The 21,546-nt window shown below is 46.1% G+C and carries 22 protein-coding genes and 1 tRNA gene; 5 read left to right on the top strand and 18 right to left on the bottom strand.

Features of this window, described 5'->3' with window-relative positions; translation table 11 throughout:
• Positions 1–38: 38 nt before the first annotated feature.
• From fabG to J3U67_RS05410, 8 genes are all read right to left on the bottom strand, one after another.
• A complete protein-coding gene (gene fabG / locus J3U67_RS05445; RefSeq protein WP_267404396.1) occupies positions 39–785 on the bottom strand; it encodes a 3-oxoacyl-ACP reductase FabG in 747 nt (248 codons plus the stop codon).
• A gap of 8 nt (positions 786–793) precedes the next feature.
• Complete coding sequence (gene fabD / locus J3U67_RS05440; protein ID WP_267404197.1) at positions 794–1,738, bottom strand: ACP S-malonyltransferase; 945 nt, start codon at positions 1,736–1,738, stop codon at positions 794–796.
• A gap of 38 nt (positions 1,739–1,776) precedes the next feature.
• Positions 1,777–2,640 (bottom strand): hypothetical protein, encoded by an 864-nt coding sequence (locus J3U67_RS05435; RefSeq protein ID WP_267404168.1) that lies wholly within the window; start codon positions 2,638–2,640, stop codon positions 1,777–1,779.
• Between the two features lie 22 nt (positions 2,641–2,662).
• The gene (locus J3U67_RS05430; RefSeq protein WP_267392155.1) at positions 2,663–3,625 is read right to left on the bottom strand and encodes a beta-ketoacyl-ACP synthase III; all 963 of its coding nucleotides are present in this window, start codon (positions 3,623–3,625) and stop codon (positions 2,663–2,665) included.
• Positions 3,626–3,701: 76 nt separating this feature from the next.
• Positions 3,702–4,727, bottom strand: a complete 1,026-nt coding sequence (plsX, locus tag J3U67_RS05425) for a phosphate acyltransferase PlsX (protein ID WP_267392154.1) — start codon at positions 4,725–4,727, stop codon at positions 3,702–3,704.
• Between the two features lie 3 nt (positions 4,728–4,730).
• Complete coding sequence (locus J3U67_RS05420; RefSeq protein ID WP_100140469.1) at positions 4,731–5,258, bottom strand: phosphoribosyltransferase; 528 nt, start codon at positions 5,256–5,258, stop codon at positions 4,731–4,733.
• 163 nt (positions 5,259–5,421) lie between these two features.
• The gene (gene rpmF / locus J3U67_RS05415) at positions 5,422–5,601 is read right to left on the bottom strand and encodes a 50S ribosomal protein L32 (protein ID WP_100140470.1); all 180 of its coding nucleotides are present in this window, start codon (positions 5,599–5,601) and stop codon (positions 5,422–5,424) included.
• Positions 5,602–5,632: 31 nt separating this feature from the next.
• Entirely contained in the window at positions 5,633–6,136 is a 504-nt protein-coding gene (locus tag J3U67_RS05410; protein WP_267404166.1) for a YceD family protein, read from the bottom strand.
• A 51-nt stretch (positions 6,137–6,187) separates the two neighbouring features.
• On the opposite strand from J3U67_RS05410, the gene J3U67_RS05405 reads away from it, so the two are divergent.
• From J3U67_RS05405 to J3U67_RS05390, 4 genes are all read left to right on the top strand, one after another.
• Positions 6,188–6,778: a Maf family protein gene (locus J3U67_RS05405; protein ID WP_267404164.1), complete on the top strand. Its 591-nt coding sequence runs from the start codon at positions 6,188–6,190 to the stop codon at positions 6,776–6,778.
• Complete coding sequence (locus tag J3U67_RS05400) at positions 6,775–7,488, top strand: SAM-dependent methyltransferase (RefSeq protein ID WP_267404162.1); 714 nt, start codon at positions 6,775–6,777, stop codon at positions 7,486–7,488. Before J3U67_RS05405 ends, J3U67_RS05400 begins: the two co-directional genes overlap by 4 nt.
• Positions 7,489–7,572: 84 nt before the next feature.
• Positions 7,573–7,649, top strand: a tRNA-Pro gene (locus J3U67_RS05395).
• Between the two features lie 330 nt (positions 7,650–7,979).
• The gene (locus J3U67_RS05390) at positions 7,980–9,269 is read left to right on the top strand and encodes a dicarboxylate/amino acid:cation symporter (protein ID WP_100140473.1); all 1,290 of its coding nucleotides are present in this window, start codon (positions 7,980–7,982) and stop codon (positions 9,267–9,269) included.
• Between the two features lie 136 nt (positions 9,270–9,405).
• On the opposite strand, the gene metG is transcribed toward J3U67_RS05390, so the two are convergent.
• From metG to J3U67_RS05340, 10 genes are all read right to left on the bottom strand, one after another.
• Entirely contained in the window at positions 9,406–11,463 is a 2,058-nt protein-coding gene (gene metG / locus J3U67_RS05385; protein ID WP_267404160.1) for a methionine--tRNA ligase, read from the bottom strand.
• Positions 11,464–11,558: 95 nt separating this feature from the next.
• Positions 11,559–12,122, bottom strand: a complete 564-nt coding sequence (locus J3U67_RS05380; RefSeq protein ID WP_267392147.1) for a ubiquinone biosynthesis accessory factor UbiJ — start codon at positions 12,120–12,122, stop codon at positions 11,559–11,561.
• A complete protein-coding gene (locus J3U67_RS05375) occupies positions 12,116–12,721 on the bottom strand; it encodes a TIGR00730 family Rossman fold protein (RefSeq protein WP_267404158.1) in 606 nt (201 codons plus the stop codon). Before J3U67_RS05375 ends, J3U67_RS05380 begins: the two co-directional genes overlap by 7 nt.
• A 63-nt stretch (positions 12,722–12,784) precedes the next feature.
• Positions 12,785–13,861, bottom strand: coding sequence for a prephenate dehydratase (gene pheA, locus J3U67_RS05370; protein WP_267404156.1), 1,077 nt, complete (start codon positions 13,859–13,861; stop codon positions 12,785–12,787).
• A 67-nt stretch (positions 13,862–13,928) separates the two neighbouring features.
• Positions 13,929–15,152, bottom strand: a complete 1,224-nt coding sequence (locus J3U67_RS05365) for a multidrug effflux MFS transporter (RefSeq protein WP_267404154.1) — start codon at positions 15,150–15,152, stop codon at positions 13,929–13,931.
• Positions 15,153–15,186: 34 nt separating this feature from the next.
• Positions 15,187–16,185 (bottom strand): ornithine carbamoyltransferase, encoded by a 999-nt coding sequence (gene argF / locus J3U67_RS05360; RefSeq protein WP_267404152.1) that lies wholly within the window; start codon positions 16,183–16,185, stop codon positions 15,187–15,189.
• 10 nt (positions 16,186–16,195) lie between these two features.
• Positions 16,196–17,353 carry a succinyl-diaminopimelate desuccinylase gene (dapE, locus tag J3U67_RS05355; RefSeq protein WP_416384676.1) on the bottom strand — a complete coding sequence of 386 codons (1,158 nt, stop codon included), beginning with the start codon at positions 17,351–17,353 and terminating at the stop codon, positions 16,196–16,198.
• Between the two features lie 121 nt (positions 17,354–17,474).
• A complete protein-coding gene (alr, locus tag J3U67_RS05350; protein ID WP_267404150.1) occupies positions 17,475–18,533 on the bottom strand; it encodes an alanine racemase in 1,059 nt (352 codons plus the stop codon).
• 30 nt (positions 18,534–18,563) lie between these two features.
• A complete protein-coding gene (locus J3U67_RS05345) occupies positions 18,564–19,472 on the bottom strand; it encodes a hypothetical protein (RefSeq protein ID WP_267404148.1) in 909 nt (302 codons plus the stop codon).
• Between the two features lie 147 nt (positions 19,473–19,619).
• Positions 19,620–20,876: a D-amino acid dehydrogenase gene (locus J3U67_RS05340; RefSeq protein WP_267404146.1), complete on the bottom strand. Its 1,257-nt coding sequence runs from the start codon at positions 20,874–20,876 to the stop codon at positions 19,620–19,622.
• Between the two features lie 179 nt (positions 20,877–21,055).
• Here J3U67_RS05340 and J3U67_RS05335 point away from each other — a divergent pair, with 179 nt between their 5' ends.
• Complete coding sequence (locus tag J3U67_RS05335; protein ID WP_100140483.1) at positions 21,056–21,520, top strand: Lrp/AsnC ligand binding domain-containing protein; 465 nt, start codon at positions 21,056–21,058, stop codon at positions 21,518–21,520.
• Positions 21,521–21,546: the final 26 nt, after the last annotated feature.

Below are 21,546 nucleotides of genomic sequence, written 5' to 3'. Positions count from 1 at the left end.
AATGTACAAAATGGCTTTTCAATCACTATAATCAGCGATTATGGCATCAGCATGCCTCCATTGACATGTATAGTTTGTCCTGTGATGTAGCGTGCTTCTTCACTAGCAAGAAACAATACCGCTGCAGCAACATCTTCAACAGTACCGAAATGATGTAATGCAGTTTGTGCGACAAAGGAATCTCGTTGTTTCTGTGGCAGTGCCTGTGTCATATCGGTTTCAATAAAGCCTGGAGCCACACAGTTTACGGTAATACCACGCGAACCGACTTCCCGTGCCAATGATTTGCTAAATCCGACCAAACCAGCTTTGGCCGCCGCATAGTTTGTCTGACCGGCATTGCCGGTGAAACCGATTACTGAAGTCACATTGATAATACGTCCCCAGCGGGCTTTCATCATGCTGCGAGTGACAGCTTTACTGGCACGGAAAGCAGATTTGAGATTGACCTGCATGATTTCATCCCATTCGGTTTCTTTCATGCGCATCATAAGGTTGTCACGAGTTATACCGGCATTATTTACCAGTATGGCGATATTGCCGATATTACTTTCGATATCTGCTATCAGATTTTCAATACTGTTTTCTTCAGCGATGCGTAATTCACGCCCTTCTCCACCGAATTTAGACAGTGCTTGATTAATACTGGCTACTCCTGAAGCAGATGTGGCAGTACCAATGACTTTTGCACCTTTTTCTGCCAAAAAGCGGGCAATTGCCGCTCCAATGCCACGAGTAGCTCCAGTTACCAGTGCGACTTTTCCTGTTAAATCCTGATTCATTATTTTTTCTTTCAGCTAGCTGCATGTGCAGTAATAAAATTTTCAATGGTCTCAACAGTCGTAAATGCAGTACAGCTGGCACTTTTATCTATACGCTTAGCCAGACCGGCCAGTACTTTACCCGGACCACATTCTGCAAATTCAGTAATACCCTCTGTGACCAGTTTGCTCACGGTTTCTGTCCAGCGTACCGGTGAATACAACTGTTGCACCAATGCCTGCCTGATTGCTTCCGGCTCACTATGCACAGCCACATCCACATTATGTAATACTCGAATTTTTGGCGTTTTGATTTCTGTTTGTGCCAACGCGGTAGCAAGTTTAGCCGCAGCAGGTTTCATAAGACTGCAATGTGATGGTACAGAAACCGGTAATGGCAAAGCACGTTTAGCGCCAGCTGCTTTAGCCAGTTCACAAGCGCGGTTAATTGCTTCAGTGCTACCGGCAATCACTACCTGTCCGGGCGAGTTAAAGTTCACTGCTTCGACAACAGATCCGGACAGTTCGGTCTGTGCCTGCAGACATACTTGCCGTACACCATTATCATCCAGTCCTAGTATAGCGGCCATTGCACCTTCACCGTTCGGTACAGCTTCCTGCATCAGCACAGCACGCAGGCGAACCAGTTTTACAGCATCTTCAAAGGCCAGACTACTGGCTGCAACCAAAGCTGTATACTCACCCAGACTATGGCCAGCTAGCATAACAGGATTTTGGCCATGCAGCTGCTGATAAACACGCCATGTAGCGATACCTGCTGTCAGCATCAGTGGCTGGGTATTAATGGTTTCATTCAGAGCAGCAGTATCTTCGCCATTCATCAGCGCCCATAAATCCTGCTCAAGCACTGCTGAGGCTTGGTCAAATGTTTCTTTAACCACAGGCATGTCATTGAAACCGGCCATCATATTGAGACTTTGAGACCCCTGACCGGGAAAGAAAAAAGCAATACTCATTGTTTTCCTTGATATGAATAAAACTGACTTCTGATTAATTATAAATGTGGCGGTAGGTTGGCTTGCAGAGGCTGATTATGATGCAGATACATTTTTGCTCCAGCCGGTGCACCTATTGCATAAGCCAGATTGGCTTCTAGAGTCTGGGTAAACGGCCCTTTATAGATTTTATTGCCCATATGAGTGAGATTAGATTGCGCATCTATGTAGACTTTGCCGCCTAGCTGATTCCATAAACGGCAAAAACTGAAATCCTCAGATAAGTAACGTTTGGTCTGCGGATCAACCAAACAATCGTAAAAACGGTAGTGATAGCCCTGATTGGCTACACCAAGCGAATCAGGCTGATATTGCAGCTCGGGATAAGCTTCCATCAGACGGGTAAAAACCTGACGTTTTATCACCATAAAACCTGTCGGTGCTTCTGGTAATTCAATAAACCCTTCGTCATCAACCTCTACATGCACTTCACGATTCTCATCTTCGCGAGTGATATTAATGGTATAGCGTGTATAAGCAGCATTAAACTGCTGCTGGGTCATATGCGCATCAATACCATCAGGCGGCCAAGATTCCCGCTTGAGCGGATACACACCGGCAACAATATCACGATCAGACAGAAGCAGGCGCTGAAATGCTTCGGTTGAAAATCCGATGTCCGTATCTATCCAGCACAGATGCGTCCATTCGGAATGAGCCATAAACTCAGCAACACAGTTATTACGGGCTCGTGTAATCAGGCTTTCACCCTGATGCATGAATACCTGAAGGGGAAAACCGGCACGACTATGTGTATCCACTAAAGCCAGTAACGATTGCACATAATTGCCGAAGTAACGGCCATCATGGCTGGGAGACATGACAACTGGATACATACTTGCTAATGCAGTTTGAGGTAGCATAATCCGACTCTGAAAAACAAGGTTAGTATTTCAGGGTAATGGCTCCCCAGGCGAATCCGCCTCCTATTCCTTCAAGCAGCAATGTCTGGCCATGGCGGATTCGTCCGCTTCTAATACCTTCATCAAGAGCCAGTGGGATAGATGCTGCTGAAGTATTACCCTGCTCTGACAGCGTAACAATTACTTTATCCATAGGCACTCCCAGATGGCGTGCTGTGGATTCGATAATACGCAGATTAGCCTGATGCGGAATAATCCAGTCTATATCAGCTGGTTGCAGATTGGATTCTTCGATCACTTCTCTAGCCACATTGGCCAGTGCTTTAACTGCGAATTTATAAACTGCCTGTCCATCCATGTAGAGATATGGCGAACCTTCTATAGAACCGGCAGCAATCTTTCCCGGTGTTTGCAGAATTTGGCTATAACTGCCGTCTGCCTGTAATTTGGTACTAATGATACCACCTTCCTGTTCGGAAGCACCAAGAATCACTGCACCGGCACCGTCACCAAACAGAACACAAGTGCGCCGGTCATTCCAGTCCAGCAGCCGGCTAAATGTTTCGGCTCCGATTACCAGTGCGCGCTTCGCCATTCCACTTCTGATATAAGCGTTGGCTGTAGCCATGGCATACATGAATCCGGCACAAACTGCCTGAACATCAAATGCCGGACAGCCGGCAATACCAAGTTTGTTTTGTACGATACAAGCGGTAGCCGGAAATGTCATATCCGGTGTAGAAGTAGCCACGATAATCAGATCAATGTCTTTTGCACTTATGGCTGCATCGGCCAACGCTGCTTTGGCTGCAGCAACGGCCAAATCACTGGTCTGTTCATTTTCTGCGGCAATATGGCGCGCTTTAATTCCTGTTCGGGTAGCAATCCATTCATCAGAAGTATCGACGATTTTGCTCAGGTCATCATTAGTCAGCCGGCGTGCAGGCAGATAACTGCCTGTACCCAGAATATGAGCATTTAGCATGGCATAGTCTTTATTTACAACAAAGGCCACATTTTAAACAAAGTCATTTAACTTGTCTGCCTTTGTCACAGAGTGATTATTCTTCCAGTGCAGCCAGCTGCTGCGCCACACCAGCCTGAATTTTGGTGATTGAATCTGCTTTAATGGCTTTGTAAGCTTCCTGCAAGGCAAAACAGAAACCAATAGCATCGGTACCACCATGGCTTTTGATTACCACGCCACGCAGACCCAGAAAAATAGCACCGTTAAAGCGGCGCGGGTCGAGGCGGCGTTTAAATCCTTTGAGGGTAGGTAAAGCAATCAACGCAGCCAGTTTGTTGTATATGCTCCGAGTGAATTCTTCCTTAACGACTGTACCAACAAATTTAACCGCACCTTCAATGCTTTTAAGCATGGCATTGCCGGTAAAGCCATCGACAACCAGCACATCCACCTCAGATGTAAAAATAGCGTTGCCTTCTACATTGCCAACAAAATTCAAATCGCTGCGCTGTATTAGCTGGTGCGTTTCCTTTACCGTGGCATTACCCTTGATATCTTCTGTGCCCACATTGAGCAATCCCACCCGCGGTCGAGTGTTTTCAGGCGAAAGAGCGGCTACTTGCTGGCTACCTACAATGGCAAACTGTAAAAGCTGAGCACTGCTACAATCAACGTTGGCGCCCAAATCCAGCACCAGTGTCATGTGGTTGTTGCGGCCAGGTAAAAACTTAGCTATTGCCGGCCGGTCAATACCGGCAATGGTTTTCAGGACAAAGCGCGCAGTTGCCATCAGAGCGCCGGTATTACCGGCTGACACAGCAGCCTGCGCCTGCCCTTCTTTAATCTGGTTGATGGCCACACGCATGGAAGAATCTTTTTTATTCTTAAGTGCTGAAGTTGGCTCTTCATCCATACCGACGACTTCACTGGCCGGACAGATTGTAATCCGCTCCAGTGAAGCATTGGCTTTGATCAAAGCATTTCTGATTTTGGTTTCATCTCCGACCAGAATCAGGGCTGCATCAGTCTGCTGCTGTAAAAATGTCAGCGCTCCGGGAATGGTCACATCCAATCCGAAGTCACCACCCATTGCATCTACTGCGATGGTTTTTAAGGTCATAACCTATGCCTCAGGAGTTGTCTGCGCAGCTACATTTTCATAATGCTCATCAATATCAAGGGCATCCCATGGATAGTTAATCCACCAGTCATCAACCTGAATGGCACTGTAAAAAGGTAAATCTGCTGGCAACACCCCTTTTTTGGGTTTGCGTTTTTCATGCAGCACGGCTACACCAAGCTGCTGAAATCCTTCATGCTGTAATTCACGAACACAGTATTCGAGCGTGGCTCGACTGTCGTCTACTTCGTCAACAATCAGCAGTTTCTTGTCTTTCATTTTCTCGTCAAAGCCATTTGTCCATTGAATTTTCTGCGGACAGTCAGTTGGACGGTCATTGATATCGTAATAAGACAATGTAACGGTATAAACAGGAATATTCAGAAAGCTACGTAAGATACGTGCCGGAATGAATCCGCCGCCGCCAATAGCAATCATTGCATCGAATGATTGTCCTGATTTCTGAATTTTTTCGGCCAATTGCTTGATGGCTCGATGTATGTCTTCGTAGTTATACCAGATTTTTTTCATGGGAAACTCGAGTCAATATACAGCAGGCCGCTGATGGCTGCTGGTAAAGTGAAAGTATTATTTTAGCTGGAAAATATATCCTGCTAATTATGGATACAAAAAAGCCAGTGATTGCACAAGCAATGTCTGGCTTTCATACGCTCTGAATAATCACAGATGTGAGTTATTCACCTTTGGCTTTAATTACCTTGCGTCCACGGTACATACCGTTTGGGGAAATGTGGTGACGCAGATGTACTTCGCCGGTAGCGGTGTCAGTAGACACCTGTACAGCGGTCAGTCCGTCATGGGAACGGTGCATACCACGTTTTGAAGGTGATTTTTTGTTCTGTTGTACTGCCATGTTAAAGCTCCTGGAAAATTAGGTAAATTCGTTAGTGGCCGCTTTTCAGTCCTGCCAGTTTGACAAATGGATTGCCAGCGTCTTGATTGGTTTTGGTTGCCAGAGTGTGATCACAGTCTTCATGTCGCGGAGCTACCGGAATGGCCATTAAAATCTGGTCTTCCAGAAGCGCAGTCAGATTATATTCTGCACTCCATACCACGCCTTCGAGTGTTTCATCAGCGGCCATGGCCTCGTCCAATAGCTGTTCGCTGGCAAACAGCACCACACGCGACTGGTCATTCAGCGTCCAGGAAACAGCCTGTAAACAGCGCTGACACACCAGTTTTAGTTCACCTTCTATACTGATATCGATAAAAGGACGCTGCCAACGGTCAATACCTCCGCTGACTTTATACTGGATAACGCCATCGCGTTGTGCTAAAAGTTCATGTGACCAGACCCGCCGATCCAGTGCTTGAAGCTGCAATTGACCGCTGAGTTGTTGCTGTTCACGTGTGAACGTCGCCGTATCAATCAAAATAGGGTCTAACATAAACGGCGGATGATATAATTTAAGCTTTATCATGTCAATGAGTTCGCACTTATGCCGAATGAGAAAAAGCTGATTCTGGCTTCAAGTTCATGTTTTCGACAGCAGCAGCTTAGGCAGCTGAATATCCCATTTGAAGCGGTTAAACCTGATTTTGAAGAAACACCACTTGCGGCAGAAACCGCACCACAGACTGCATTGCGTCTGGCTGGAGGTAAAGCACAGTCACTGGCTGAGCTTTATCCGGAAGCACTGATTATCGGCTGCGATCAGGTAGCTTGGTGCCGTGAACAGCAATTAGGCAAACCTCTGACCGTGGCAAAAGCACAACAGATGCTGAAATATTTAAGTGGTCAGGAAGTGATATTTTATAGTGCGCTAACTCTGCTGAATGTAGCTGAAAAGCGTCAGCATCAGCATATTGATGAAACTCGCGTACAAATGCGCGCACTGACTGATACACAAATTAATCATTATTTAACACTGGAAGCAGATGCGGTGTACTGTGCAGGAGCGGCAAAAAGCGAAGGACTGGGAGCACTGTTGATTAAACAGATTGAAACCACTGACCCAAATGCATTGATTGGTTTACCAATTTTTCGTCTGGTGGATTTTTTGCTGGCAGAAGGAATTAAAGTTCTATGAGTAATCCGGTGCTTTATCTGATTCCTACACCATTGGGTACAGCAGATACGCCTTGCCTGCTGGCACATGAACGGGAATATATTGTTGATTTGACTGATTTTGTGGTTGAAGCAGAAAAAACTGCACGGGCACATTTAAAAGCGTTTGGTGTACATACGCCGATTCGGGAGCTGAATCTGCGTACTTTAAATGAACACACCCTAGAACGCGATATTGCTGCTTTATTGGAGCCTTTACAGGCTGGGCGTAGTATGGGCTTACTTAGTGAGGCCGGCTGTCCAGCTGTGGCCGATCCGGGCGCACAACTGGTTGCACTGGCTCATCAGGCTGGTTTTACGGTCATACCGCTAGTAGGCCCTTCCAGTATTATGCTGGCACTGATGGCTTCAGGAGCAAATGGTCAGTGTTTTGCGTTTAAAGGTTATCTGCCGGCTGAAAAAAATGCGCGGATTGAACGGTTGCGCGTTTTGGAAAACCGTTCACGGCAGGAAAATGAAACTCAGCTTTTTATTGAAACGCCTTACCGTAACGATGCTTTGCTTGCTGATGCTATTGCCAGCCTGCATCCTCAAACTCGTCTGTGTATTGCCGCGGATTTAACGCTGCCTACTCAAACTATTATTAGTCAGAATATTGCTAAGTGGCGCAGCATGAAAACCTTGCCAGTGCTGAAAAAAAGACCCTGTTTGTTTGTGTTGTATGCGGGCTGATAGCTGATAGACATTTTTTATCAAATTATTTCTTCACTACCCTTGTCAAGGTACATATCGCTGCCTATAATGCACAACTTATTTCGGAGTGTAGCGCAGCCCGGTAGCGCACCTCGTTCGGGACGAGGGGGTCGAAGGTTCGAATCCTTTCACTCCGACCAGATTTTTAAAACCGTCTGTACCAGTGGTACAGACGGTTTTTTATATATTGCAATATATGCTATTGGACTTTTATTGTAAATAATTAATCTTTCTATTTATACCAAAGTAAATTATATTATGCTGTATGGTAATAATTTTTTTTAACCTATTGTTTTTATATTATTATTTATCTTCCATTCTACTTGAGTAGCATATAACTGTCATTTAGTAATTAATAATGCTTTTCTGTTAAGTTATGTTGGCTTTATAATCAACAAATTATGTCTCTTATGGCTCATAATAAATTCTATACTCTGTAGTTTTTAAACACAAACCATCGAAAGATCAGTATGTTACCACTCGAAATTGAGGAAATGAATCCGCCACCGAAAAAACAGCGGTGGTATCAGGTTCTTTATGTACAGGTAATAATTGCCATTATTATTGGTATTTTACTTGGCAATTTTTTCCCCAGTGTTGGCGAAAGCATGAAGCCGTTGGGAGATGCTTTTATCAAGTTAGTTAAAATGATCATCTCACCGGTTATTTTCCTTACTGTGGTAACCGGCATCGCTGAGATGACCAATATGAAAACCATGGGACGAGTGGCCGGCAAGGCCATGGTTTATTTTCTGACCTTTTCTACGCTGGCTCTGGCTATCGGTTTGATTGTGGCTAATATTGCTCAGCCGGGACATGGTCTGAATATTGACCCGAGTTCTTTACAAAGTGCAAAAGTACATGAATATGTACAGAAATCACATGAATCCAGCCTGACTGGTTTTCTGATGGACATCATTCCAACTACAGCGATGAGTCCGCTTACTAATGGCAATATTTTGCAAACTCTGTTTATTGCCATTCTGTTTGGTATTTCACTGGCATTGATTGGTGAAAAGGCCCGTCCGCTGATTAATATCTTTCAGGATTTATCGGCTCCGGTTTTCAAAATGGTGTCTATTCTGATGCGTGCGGCTCCAATAGGTGCGTTTGGTGCCATGGCGTTTACTATCGGTAAATACGGTATTAGTTCGATTGGTAATCTGCTCTATTTGATTCTGACTTTCTATATTTCTTCGGTGTTATTTATTCTGATTGTGTTGGGTGCAGTAGCACGTTACAACGGTTTTTCGATTATCAAACTCGTGAAATACATTAAAGAAGAACTGCTGCTGGTACTGGGTACTAGCTCTTCCGAAGCAGCTTTACCTACACTGATGCAGAAAATGGAAAAAGCCGGCTGTCAGAAATCAATTGTGGGGCTGGTGGTACCAACGGGCTATTCATTTAATCTTGATGGTACCAATATTTACATGACAATGGCTGCGCTGTTTATTGCACAGGCATGTAATATTGATCTTACTCTGGAACAGCAGGTTCTGCTGCTGCTGGTAGCCATGCTCAGCTCTAAGGGCGCAGCCGGTGTGACTGGCGCTGGCTTTATTACACTAGCTGCTACATTATCTGTTGTACCATCTGTACCGGTAGAAGGCATGGCGCTTATTCTAGGTATTGACCGCTTTATGTCTGAATGCCGCGCCCTAACCAATCTAGTAGGAAACGCCTGTGCCACGATTGTGGTAGCTCGCTGGGAAAAAAGTTTGGATTCAGAACGCCTACATGAGGTATTGAACAAATAGCTCTTTCGGAGCATCACAGCTCTTGTCAGACAATAGTAGGTAATAAGTGATGGAATAAGTATTTCGTCACTTATACTAATACATCCAATAAAAAAAAGACCCGTTAAATTAAACGGGTCTTTTTTTATAGCTTAAATCAACCGACTTTCATACCGGGTTTGGCACCACTATCCACATCCAGTAAAAACAATTTGCCATTTCCGGCGGCAGAAATAATCATGCCTTCTGACTTACCGAATTTGGCCATTTTACGAGCTGCGAAATTGGCCACCACAATAACCATGCGGCCGACCAGTTTTTCCGGCTCTGGATAGCTGGCCGCGATACCAGAAAAGATGGTGCGTTGTTCAAAACCAAGGTCTACCTGAAATTTCAGTAATTTGCTGCTACCTTCCACTTTTTCACAGCTCATTACTTTGGCGACGCGCATATCAATTTTCATGAAGTCGTCAAATGAAGCGGTGGCAGCCACGGGTTCATACGAGGCTGCCGGAACCTCTGCTGTCGGCTGGATATTCTGACGATTGGCGGCAATTAGGTCATCTATCTGTTTTTGTTCAACACGCTGCATGAGATGCTGATAGGTATTAATGCTGTGTCCGGCAGGTAATACAGAAGTACTATCAGACCAGTTTAACGGAGCCACATTAAGAAAGGCTGCCGCTTCAGTGGCCAGTTGCGGTAATACAGGTGACAGATACACTGTTAGGATACGGAAAGCATTAATCAGCTCGCTACATACCTGCTGTAACCTTGCTTCCTGCCCTTCTTGCCGTGCCAGTTCCCATGGTTTGTTGGCATCGACATATTCATTCACCACATCAGCCAGTGCCATGATTTCACGCAGTGCGCGTGCATATTCGCGTGCTTCATAGCTGGCGGCAATGGTTTCACTCTGTGCCTGCAACTGCGGCAGTAATGAGCTGGTGCTGACGTCTGTTAATTTACCTTGAAAACGCTTGCTGATGAAACCAGCTGCGCGGGCGGCAATATTGACATATTTGCCGACTAAATCGCTGTTCACGCGGGCAATAAAATCATTCAGATTTAAATCCAGATCTTCAATTTTGCTGTTGAGTTTGGCAGCAAAATAATAACGCAGCCATTCTGGATTCAAGCGTTGTTCTAGATAAGAACGTGCAGTGATGAATGTACCACGGGATTTAGACATTTTCTGCCCGTCAACGGTAAGAAAACCATGAGCAAATACACCGGTTGGTGCGCGCAGATTGGCATATTTCAATGTAGCCGGCCAAAATAGTGCATGGAAATAGAGAATGTCTTTGCCAATGAAATGATACATTTCGGTATCAGTATTAGGTTGGAACCATTGCTCAAAATCAACGCCAATACGATTACACAGATTTTTAAAGGAAGCCATATAGCCAATTGGGGCATCCAGCCATACATAAAAATATTTGCCCGGTGCATCCGGAATTTCAAAACCGAAATAAGGAGCATCCCGACTGATGTCCCAATCACTCAGATTGTCATCATCCAACCACTCTTTCATTTTATTCAGGGCTTCTGCCTGCAGGTGCGGTTGCATGCGGCCGTCTGCCAGCTGAGTACTGCCGGCAGTCCATTGCTTCAGATAATCAGCACACTCGCCAAGTTTGAAGAAGAAGTGTTCTGACTCTTTCAGTACCGGTGTCGCACCGGAAATTGCTGAATACGGCTTAATTAGCTCAGTTGGGCTATAGGTCGTGCCGCAGACTTCACAATTATCACCATATTGATCTTGTGCATGGCATTTTGGACATTCGCCCTTTACAAAGCGGTCTGGCAGAAAAAGATTTTTTTCTGGATCGAATAGTTGCTCAATCGTACGGCTTTCAATTTTGCCATTGGCTTTTAAGGCCAGATAGATGCTGCGTGATAAAGCTTCGTTTTCTGGAGAATGGGTGCTGTAATAGTTATCGTAGCCAATGCCGAAACCACTAAAGTCGGCCAGATGGTCTTCCCGTACTCTGGTAATCATTTCTTCTGGCGAGATGCCTTGCTTTTGTGCCGCCAACATTACCGGAGTGCCGTGAGTATCATCAGCGCAGACGTAATAACATTCGTGGCCACGTGCTTTTTGAAAACGTACCCAGATATCGGTCTGGATGTGTTCTACCATATGTCCCAGATGTATGTTGCCATTGGCGTACGGCAAAGCTGAGGTAACCAGTATTTTGCGTTGTTGTGTCATGATTTGCTGTATCGTTGAAATTCACTAAAAACTGCTGAAATTATACCAGAGCCTTTTTGCTGCAACAGTAATGACCGCTGGCAGCTTAATGGGTATTATTTCGTCTGTTGTTGCAAAAGGCTGAGGCGGGCTGCAAGGCGAGCTGTATCGTCGCGCAGCATTTCAACCTGTGCGGCAAACTGCTGCAACTGAACTTTGCTCACAACCACTGCATCGCTTTCCTGTGCATAGTCAGCAATCTGTGCTGCAATACTCTGACTGATGCCACACCCCTGCTGATATAGATTTTCCAGCTCCAGCGCTGCTTTCCCGCCGATGGCATCGCCCAAAAGCCGCGCCAAATCATCACGCCAGTCATACTGTAATGCCTGTATCAACGGCAGAATAGCCATGCCCAATGCACGGTCACCAGTAATGGCAATATCACCAACTCCCGGTTGCTGGCCAATGAGCATTTTAGTCAAAGCGGTGGAAGCAATGGTAATGGTAGTTTCAGCTTCAGTGTTGTCTTCTTGCCAGAAACCCTGAGCATCGATGCGGCCTTTGAGTGTCAGCATTGGTAGCACCAGTGCTACTACCCGTTGCTGGTATTGCTGCCAGCTGGCTTTCAGTTCAACATTTTGCTGAATAAGGTGATTCAGTACTGCCAAAGTCAGCATAATGTATCTCTTATCTGCTGCGCCCATTGCGGAGTCACCCATTTCACCGCATCACGCGGCTGCCAGTGGCGTAACTGATCTAATAACGCTGCAGGTGTTGTGGCTTTACACAGTAAATCCATGTTTTCTGGCGGCATGAAACCGGCGGTAACTGTGTTTTGCAACATTTGAATCAATGGATCAAAAAAACCGGCTACATTCAGAATTCCTACTGGATGAGGATGCAGCTTGAGCTGTGCCTGTGATAAGACTTCAAATAATTCTTCATAGGTACCCAGTCCACCGGGCATGGCAATGAAGGCATCAGCCAGTTCTATCATTTTGTTTTTGCGCTCTGTCATATTAGAAGTTTCATACAGTTCGCTTAGCCCCGGATGTGCGCCTTCAAGATTTTTCAAAAAGCCAGGAATTACGCCTATGGCTTCTCCGCCATGGTCGAGCACAGATGAAGCGATGGTACCCATCAGACCGATATTGCCACCTCCGTAAACTAGACGATAGCCTTGTTGTGCCATTTCTTTGCCCAGTTGCTGGGCTGCATCGAAATAGGCTTTATTCTGTCCCAGATTGGAACCACAATAGACAACGATATTTTTCATGCTTGTTTTGTCTCCAAGTCAGAGGCGAATATTATCAGTTAGTATCAATTATTAGCTTTACATTCATATTACTGCCTGCGGATAAGAACCGATTATTTTTAGGAATGCTGAACGTTGCTGTAAGGCAGTCAATGCGGCGGCTACATCAGCATCTTGCTGATGGCCCTCAATATCAATAAAGAAAACATATTCCCATAATCCACCACGACTGGGGCGGCTTTCAAGTTTGGTCATGGATACATGATGGTCTGCAAAAGGCTGGAGCAAATCATGTACGGCACCTGCTTTGTTGGGTGCAGCTACAATCAATGAGGTTTTATCGCGCCCACTGCTAGTGGTGACATTGCGCCCAAGTACGAGAAAACGGGTTGTATTGTTGGGTTCGTCTTCGATATTCTGAGCCAGTATCCGCAACTGGTAATGGTCTGCTGCCATTAGAGAAGCAATGGCGGCAGCGCTACTGTCAGCAGCAGCCAGCCGTGCTGCTTCGGCATTACTGGCAACCGCAATGCGAGCTGTTTGCTCGGGCAGATTTTTATCCAACCAGCTTCGGCACTGTGCCAGTGCCTGCGCATGCGCATAAACTTTAGTAATGTTTTCTGTGGAATCGATGATACGCAATAATTGATGATGAATGCGTAGATTAACTTCACCACAAGCTTTTAATGGTGTGGTTACCAACAAATCTAGGCTGCGCCCGACGGAACCTTCGGTCGAATTTTCAATTGGCGTGACAACATAATCGGCTTGTTGTGCCTCTACCAGACGAAATCCTTCGTCTATTGAAGTGCATGGCTGTGTCTGCGCGGCCTGACCAAAGTGTTTGATCGCTGCTAGCTGGGTAAAGGTACCCTGCGGACCAAGATAAGCAATGGTCAAAGGTCGTTCCAGCGCCAAACATTCACTCATAATGGCTCGCTGTAAACGGGCAACCGCCTGACTGGATAGTGGTCCAGGATTCTGCTCCTGTATACGGCGCAAAACAATTGCTTCGCGTTCAGGACGATAGACGATTCCTTCTCCTTTTAAAGTACCGATAGCCTGAGCGTGGCTGGCACGCTGGTTCAGTAAGCGCAAAATTTCGCTGTCTATCTGGTCTATGGCATCGCGATGTGGTTTGAGTTTATCGTTATCAGACATAATTAGTAGTGTTTTAATTGTTGTTCAGAAAAACATGAAAAAGGCAGCCTGCTGCGGCTGCCCATAATCAACGGTGCTTTTTCTGCCACGCAGTGCGCGACAGAGCCCATAGTAAAATGGCACCGCAACTAGTAGAAATCAGCATCATGGTGGGCATCACATGAGTCGAACCATTATGCAGCAAGGTAGTCAGCCAGCCAACAGTAGCGGCGATCAAAAATTGCATGGTTCCGAGTACAGCATTGGCACTGCCACCGATTTTACGGAAATAGCTCATAAAACAAGCCTGAGTATTGGAACCAATTAAACCCTGTGAACCGATGGAAAACATAATCAGACCCAATAGCAGAAAAAATGGTGGCCGGTTCATGCTCCACACCACGATGGTCAGCAGTAAATTACAGCCTAGTTGTAGCAGCACACCACTAAGCAGAATATTGCGTGCCGGCGTCGTACGCAGACGGTAAGCTGTGATCCGATTAAAGAGCATCATGGTAATCACATTAGCACCGAATGCCCATGAATACTCATGCGGACTCAGGCCGTAGATATTCATGTATAAGAAAGACGATTCGGTGAGAAAAACAAACATTGCCGCAAACGCAGCAGTCTGAAAAAACATGAACCCCAATGCCTCGCGCTCATGGAAAACCATTGAAAAATTCTGTTTTATCTTATGAAATACCTGACTATCTAACGGCTGAATATCCATTTTGACCTGCGGCATAAAGCGCCACACGCATAGCAGCACAATTAGAGCATAAACCAGCAGAAAGATAAAAATAACACGCCACCCACCTAATGCCGCCAGCGCCGTACCCAGCATCGGTGCAGCTAACGGAGCAGCAAGGGTAATGATACCAATGGTGGCAAACATTTTTGCTGCTTCATTTCCATGGAAAAAATCACGCACGGTTGCGCCAACAGTAACCGTAGCCATGCCGCCACCAATGGCCTGAATCCAGCGCCAAAACAGCAGCTCATCTGCTGAATCAATGAATACAATGGCAATGGCTGAAAGCAGGTAAACGCTCAGGCCAATCATGGCAATGACCTTACGTCCTTTAATATCGGATATTGCTCCCCCAAATAGTTGTCCCAGTGCCACGCCAAACATAAAGCTGGCCAAACTGCGTTCAATCTGATCGATAGGTGCATGCAGAGAAGAAGCCATTTCCGGCACAGAAGACAAATAAATATCTGTAGAAAATGGCATAATGGCCACCATCACTGACAATAAAAAAGCCAAATGATGCGGATTGATTAATAACTGATTGGAGGTTGCTTTCATAACCATTCTCTCCGTTGACAGCAGGCTAAACCTTTCAGGTACTCAGTAATGCCACCAGTACAGCTTTGATGGTGTGCATACGATTTTCTGCCTGCTCAAATACGATAGATGCATTACTTTCAAATACATCCTCACTCACTTCAGCACCATCCAGAGCAAACTCTTCAAAGAGCCACTGACCTATGCCGGTATCACGATTGTGAATAGCGGGCAAACAGTGCATGAATCTAACATTGGGATTGTGACTAGCAGCCAGTAACTGTGAATCTACGCGATAAGACTTTAGCTGCTCTATCCGTTCCCGCCACACTTCTTTGGCCTCACCCATCGATACCCAGACATCAGTGTGGATAAAATCGGTTTGATCGACTGCGGCGGCTGCATCTTCGGTTAAAGTTATCCGCGCTCCAGTCTGCTCAGCTATACTACGACACTGACTGACTAAATCATCGTTTGGCCAGAAAGCACGTGGTGCGCCGATGCGTACATCCATTCCCATTTTGGCACCGGCTACCAGCAAAGAATTACCCATGTTGTAACGCGCATCACCCACATAGGTATAAGCAATCTGGTTTAGAGATTTTTTACAGTTTTCCTTCATAGTCAGCAAATCAGCCAACATCTGTGTCGGATGGAATTCATTGGTTAATCCGTTAATCACCGGCACACCGGCAAATTCTGCCAGCTGCTCGACAATCTCCTGACCATAACCTCGGTATTCAATCGCATCATACATGCGGCCGAGAACACGTGCGGTATCACGAATGCTTTCCTTATGACCAATCTGACTGCCGCTACTGTCCAGATAAGTTACATGTGCTCCCTGATCGTGTGCTGCCACTTCAAAGGCACAACGGGTACGGGTAGAAGTTTTCTCAAAAATCAGAGCAATGTTTTTACCGCTTAGACGGGGTTGTTCCACACCGATTTTCTTTTCGGTTTTCAGTCTCGCCGCTAGGTCGAGCAGATTCTGAATTTCAGCTGGCGTATAGTCCAGCAGTTTTAAAAAATGTTTCTGGTTCACCGTACTCATTATTTTCTCCTTATTTATGTAGGCAGGCATCAGGCCAAGCCAGCTGCTGAAGCATGTTTTCATATATTGCCGATAACTGTGCCAGCGCAGTAATATCCACGCACTCATCAATCTGATGAATGGTCGCATTAACCGGCCCTAGCTCAATGAGTTCCCGAGCTATGTTTTTAATGAAACGGCCATCAGAAGTACCGCCCGTGGTAGACAGCTCGGCATCTACACCGCAAACAGACTTGATGGCTTTCTGCGCTACGTCGGTTAAACGACCGGCAGTCGTTAGAAAAGGCTGTCCGGACAATGTCCAGTCTATATCATAGTGTAAATTATGCTTATCTAAGATAGTGTGTACACGCTGACGTAGATTTTCGGCACCGGATTCAGTGGAAAAACGGAAGTTAAACTGCACAGTAAGCTCGCCTGGAATCACATTGGTGGCACCAGTACCGGCATGTATATTGGAAATCTGAAAACCGGTAGGAGGAAAATAGGTATTACCATCATCCCAGTGCATGGCAGTGAGTTCAGCCAGTGCTGCCGCTGCTAAATGGACAGGGTTGGCGGCCAGATGCGGATAAGCCACATGTCCCTGCCGGCCGTGCACCCGTAATGTGCCAGATAAGGAGCCACGCCGGCCGTTTTTAATCATGTCCCCCAGTGTATCTACAGCAGTAGGCTCACCAACAATGCAATAATCAATCAGTTCACCACGCTGTTTCAGGGTTTCGACCACACGTTTGGTGCCATCGTGTCCGTCACCCTCTTCATCTGAAGTAATCAGCATAGCCAAACGCAGTGGCAAATCCGGCTGTTGCAGTAGTAAGCGTTCGCAGGCAGTAATAAAAGCCGCGACACTGCTTTTCATATCAGCAGCTCCGCGGCCAAATAATTTGCCTTCACGCTCTGTCGGCGTAAATGGAGGCGAGTTCCAGCGGCTTTCATCACCGGCCGGTACCACATCGGTGTGTCCGGCAAAGCATATCAGCGGCCCCTGATTGCCCCATCGCGCATAAAAATTATCGGTCTCTCCAAAACGCATGGTTTCAATGTTAAAACCAAGTGCGCTGAGCCTGCTCATCAGCAGAGGCTGGCAGCCATGATCATCTGGTGTGACAGACGGCTGTGCAATCAATGCCTTGGCCAGTTTCAGTGTTTCTATTTCCATTATCATAAACTCAATAAAAAATAACTTCAGGCAGCTTGCACAGCTGCCTGAAAACATATTACATCTTTATAAACCAAATTTTCTGTCTTGCCAAACATTTACTTAAAAATTGACAAACCATGGCATCTTATTCATATACCATTTCAGCCCGTTTAACATTACACAGCAGCTCATAGGAAATAGTGCCGGCAGCAGCAGCCACCTCATTGACATTCACCACATCCCCCCATAATTCAACTTCGCTGCCAAGAGACTGGCGGTGGTCATCCAGCTGTACTGTCATCATATCCATAGAAACTCGCCCCAAAACACAGCTACGTGCTCCATCTATGGCCACAGGTGTACCCGTTGCCGCACGACGCGGATAACCGTCAGCATAGCCGCAAGCCACCAACCCGACGCGGGTTGAACGTGAAGTCACAAAGCTGGCACCATAGCCGATTGGCTCTCCCATCTGCAAAACACGCTCACCAAATACTTTACTTACCAGCCGCATCACCGGCTTAAAGCGGCTGTCAGTTCCACCCATCGGCGAAATTCCGTACAGCGCCAAACCAGCACGTCCCCAGCCGCATTGGGTTTGCGGATACGCCATAATCGCGGCAGAATTGGCCAAACTGACATCTCCAGGCAAATCGGCACATACCATCTCGAACGTGTGAATTTGTTCTGCAGTCATGGTTTTCATAGGTTCATCAGCACAGGCAAAATGAGTCATTTTAACCACTTCAGCTACCTTATCACTTTGAGCCAGTGCCTGATAGGCCGGTGCATAATCATGCGGAAAAAAACCAGTACGATGCATGCCCGAATCCATTTTCAGCCATACCGTTACCGGTTTTTGCCAGTTGTGCGCCAACAATGATTCCAGCTGCCATAAATTACCCACTACCGGCCACAATCGATATTGATCAACCAGTGCATATTCTTCCTGCGCAAAAACACCTTCCAGCATAACAATAGGTATTTCTATACCCGCATTACGCAACTCTACCGCCTCGTTGATGCAAGCCACTGCAAAACCATCGGCCACATCAGCCAGCGCCTGTGCACAACGTACCGCCCCATGGCCATAGGCATTGGCCTTCACCACAGCCAGCATTCTGCCGCCGCCATGCATCTGTTTCAGAGCCAGAAAATTATCACGCAAATGATTTAAACGAATATGCGCAACTAACGGACGCATTATTGATCCCCTGTATTGATGTCTGTCATATTATTGTTTCAGTAAAGCAATGCCGGTAAGCGGACCAAACTGTGCCAGTTTACACAAAGGCCCGCGCTGCTGTATATCATAACGCCACAGATTACCACCCAAATCGGTAATATAGATTAGCGAATGGACAAAATCCGCAGCCAGCCCGATTCCTTCCTGTAAACCGGTAGCCAATACCTGATGGTCTCTCAGCCCGTCTGCACAGATGGCTGCACAATTCAGGCTATTTCCCCCAGCAGCATCGAGACCTCTGTCCGTCCAGTACAGCATCTGGTTGACATGGTCTATTTCCAGATCAATAGGTTCGGGCAGATTATCCAGTACCGTCTCAATATCGCAGCGGGTCGCAGCATCAAATTCAGCTTCCGGCTGCAGATGGGCTCGCAGAATGCGACCTTCTCCGCCTTTCGGCCGCCCTTTCTGTGTCCAGTAAAAATAATTATGCTGCTTATCCAATGCAATGCCCACACAATGACGCGCATAATCATGCGCATCTCGCGGATATAACCCAGTTTGTACCAGTACATCCGTTTTTCCGCTTCGCAAATCATAGCGGCAGACACGCATTCCCTCACGGTCACACCAGTAAAGCTGACCCTCATCTTCATCAAACACCAGTTGCTTGCCGGTAACAAACAAACCATGTCCAACCAGCTCATGCCGCTGCTGTCCATCGAGCGAAACTTCAGCAATCATTCCATCGGCCTGAAAAAATTCCAGAGAATCCGGTTCTTTTATTCGACCCATACTAGAATAAAACAATCGTTGATGGTGGATATCAACAGCAATTCCATCTGGAAAATCATGCAGCTCATCAGCCAGAATCTGGTGTGCTCCCGTCTGAGGATTGAATTCGATTATCCTGCCAACAGGTGCAACTTCCAGCAACAAAATTTTATCGTCAGCCATATACAAACCTTTTCAACAGGATAACCTACATTTTCCGGCCGGAAAATTGGAGCCTGTCAGATTAATAATATATTAACCGTAATGATAAAACTTTTTACATCCTGTGTATGCCACAGACTGTTAACCAGACCGAACTATCTGACATATCTACACATATCGAGCTAACGACAAATCACCAGTTTCAATTTCCGGCTTCACTCCGCTAATGATATCTGCCAAAACTTTTCCCGAACCCAGCCCCATCGTCCAACCCAGCGTACCGTGGCCGGTATTCAGCGACAGATTCACAAACCGGCTGGCACCGATAATCGGCGTACTATCCGGCGTCATCGGCCGCAGGCCGCTCCAGAAAAAAGCTTCCGATGTAGGGCAACTGCCAGGAAATAGATCATTCACCACTAAATCTAACACCACCTTGCGAGCCGGATTTAAATGAATACGATAACCCGATAATTCAGCCATTCCACCAGCACGGATGCGTTCATCAAAACGTGTCACAGCCACCTTATAGGTTTCATCAATCACCGTAGAAACAGGAGCTTTATCCTTATCAATGATAGGAATTGTCAGTGAATAACCTTTTACCGGATAAACAGGCAAATTTATTCCCAGTTTACGCATCATACTGCGGCTGAAACTTCCCAAAGCACAAACATAATGGTCCGCATTAAACCACTGACCATTTGCCTCTACCCCTTTAATCGAACACTTATCCTGCCGGATATCAGTAATCGCATGCCGATACAGAAATTTTACCCCCAGCGCCTCACATTTCTCAGCCAGACGGGTGGTGAATAAATGACAGTCTCCAGTACCGTCTTGAGGCAAATATAGAGCACCAGCTAACCTGCCGGCCATATGAGCCAATGCCGGTTCATACTGCGTACATTCCGTCACGCTGTTTAGTATCTGCAACGGCACACCAAAATCCTGTAAAACAGCAATATCCGAACGCGAATCAATCACTTCTTTTTCGGTACGGAAAATCTGCAACGTACCCTGCCGGCGTCCTTCGTACTGAATATTCTCTTCAGCTTCCAGCTGCCGCAACATTTCTCGGCTATATTCTGAAATACGAACCATACGTTCTTTATTGGTCGCATAGCTTTGCGCATTGCAATTGCGATACATCTGCCACAGCCAGCGTAGCTGAAACAGACTGCCATCAGGCCTGATCAGCAGCGGGGAATGTTCTTTAAACAACCACTTACTTATTTTGGCTGGTATACTTGGTGCAGCCCACGGCGTGGTATAGCCATAGGATAACTGGCCGGCATTAGCAAAACTGGTTTCCATTGCTGCTTGATCAGCTCGCTCCAGCACTGTTACCTCATGACCGGCCTTGGCTAAATACCAGGCAGTGCTTACCCCAACAATACCTGCCCCCATAATCAGAACTTTCATTACATTAGCTCCCTGAAAATCAAACCGGAATATCGCGGCTGTTTAATGGCAGAATCCTGAAAATAAACTGTTTAGCAACTTCTCCTAGTGTAAACAAAGAATGATAGTGAATTTCACTTTATTTTTACCAAAAAAAGGTGTATTTTAATAATTTATCACATTCAAACTACAAATTAATCATGCACCAGATTGATAAAGTGGACATGAAGATTTTGTCCTTACTCCAAAAAAATGCCCGCACCACCATGACCGAACTGGCCGATAAAGTAGGATTGTCTACCACACCGGTTACCGAACGAGTACGGCGGCTGGAGCGTGAAAACATCATTACCGGCTATCACGCTCGTCTGAATCCACGTGCCCTGAATCAAAGCCTGCTGGTATTTGTCGAAATCAAACTGCGTTCTAAATCCGGCAACATCTTCGAGGATTTCCGGCGAGAAGTTTTGACCATTCCGCAAGTACTGGAATGCCATCTCATATCTGGCGAATACGATTACCTAATTAAAGTGAGATTGCCCAATATGCACGCCTACCGCAATATGCTGGGCAATATATTGCTCCAGCTACCTGCGGCAGCCGAAAGCCGCAGTTATGTGGTAATGGAAGAAGTAAAAGAAGAACAACTACTACACCTAGAATAAAATCACAGCACTAGCTATTCTAAAAC

Source organism: Snodgrassella sp. B3837 (assembly GCF_026535955.1).
Classification (GTDB): Bacteria; Pseudomonadota; Gammaproteobacteria; order Burkholderiales; family Neisseriaceae; genus Snodgrassella; species Snodgrassella alvi_E.
Note: the sequence above shows the minus strand (reverse complement) of the source record. Positions and strands in the feature narration are given on the sequence as shown.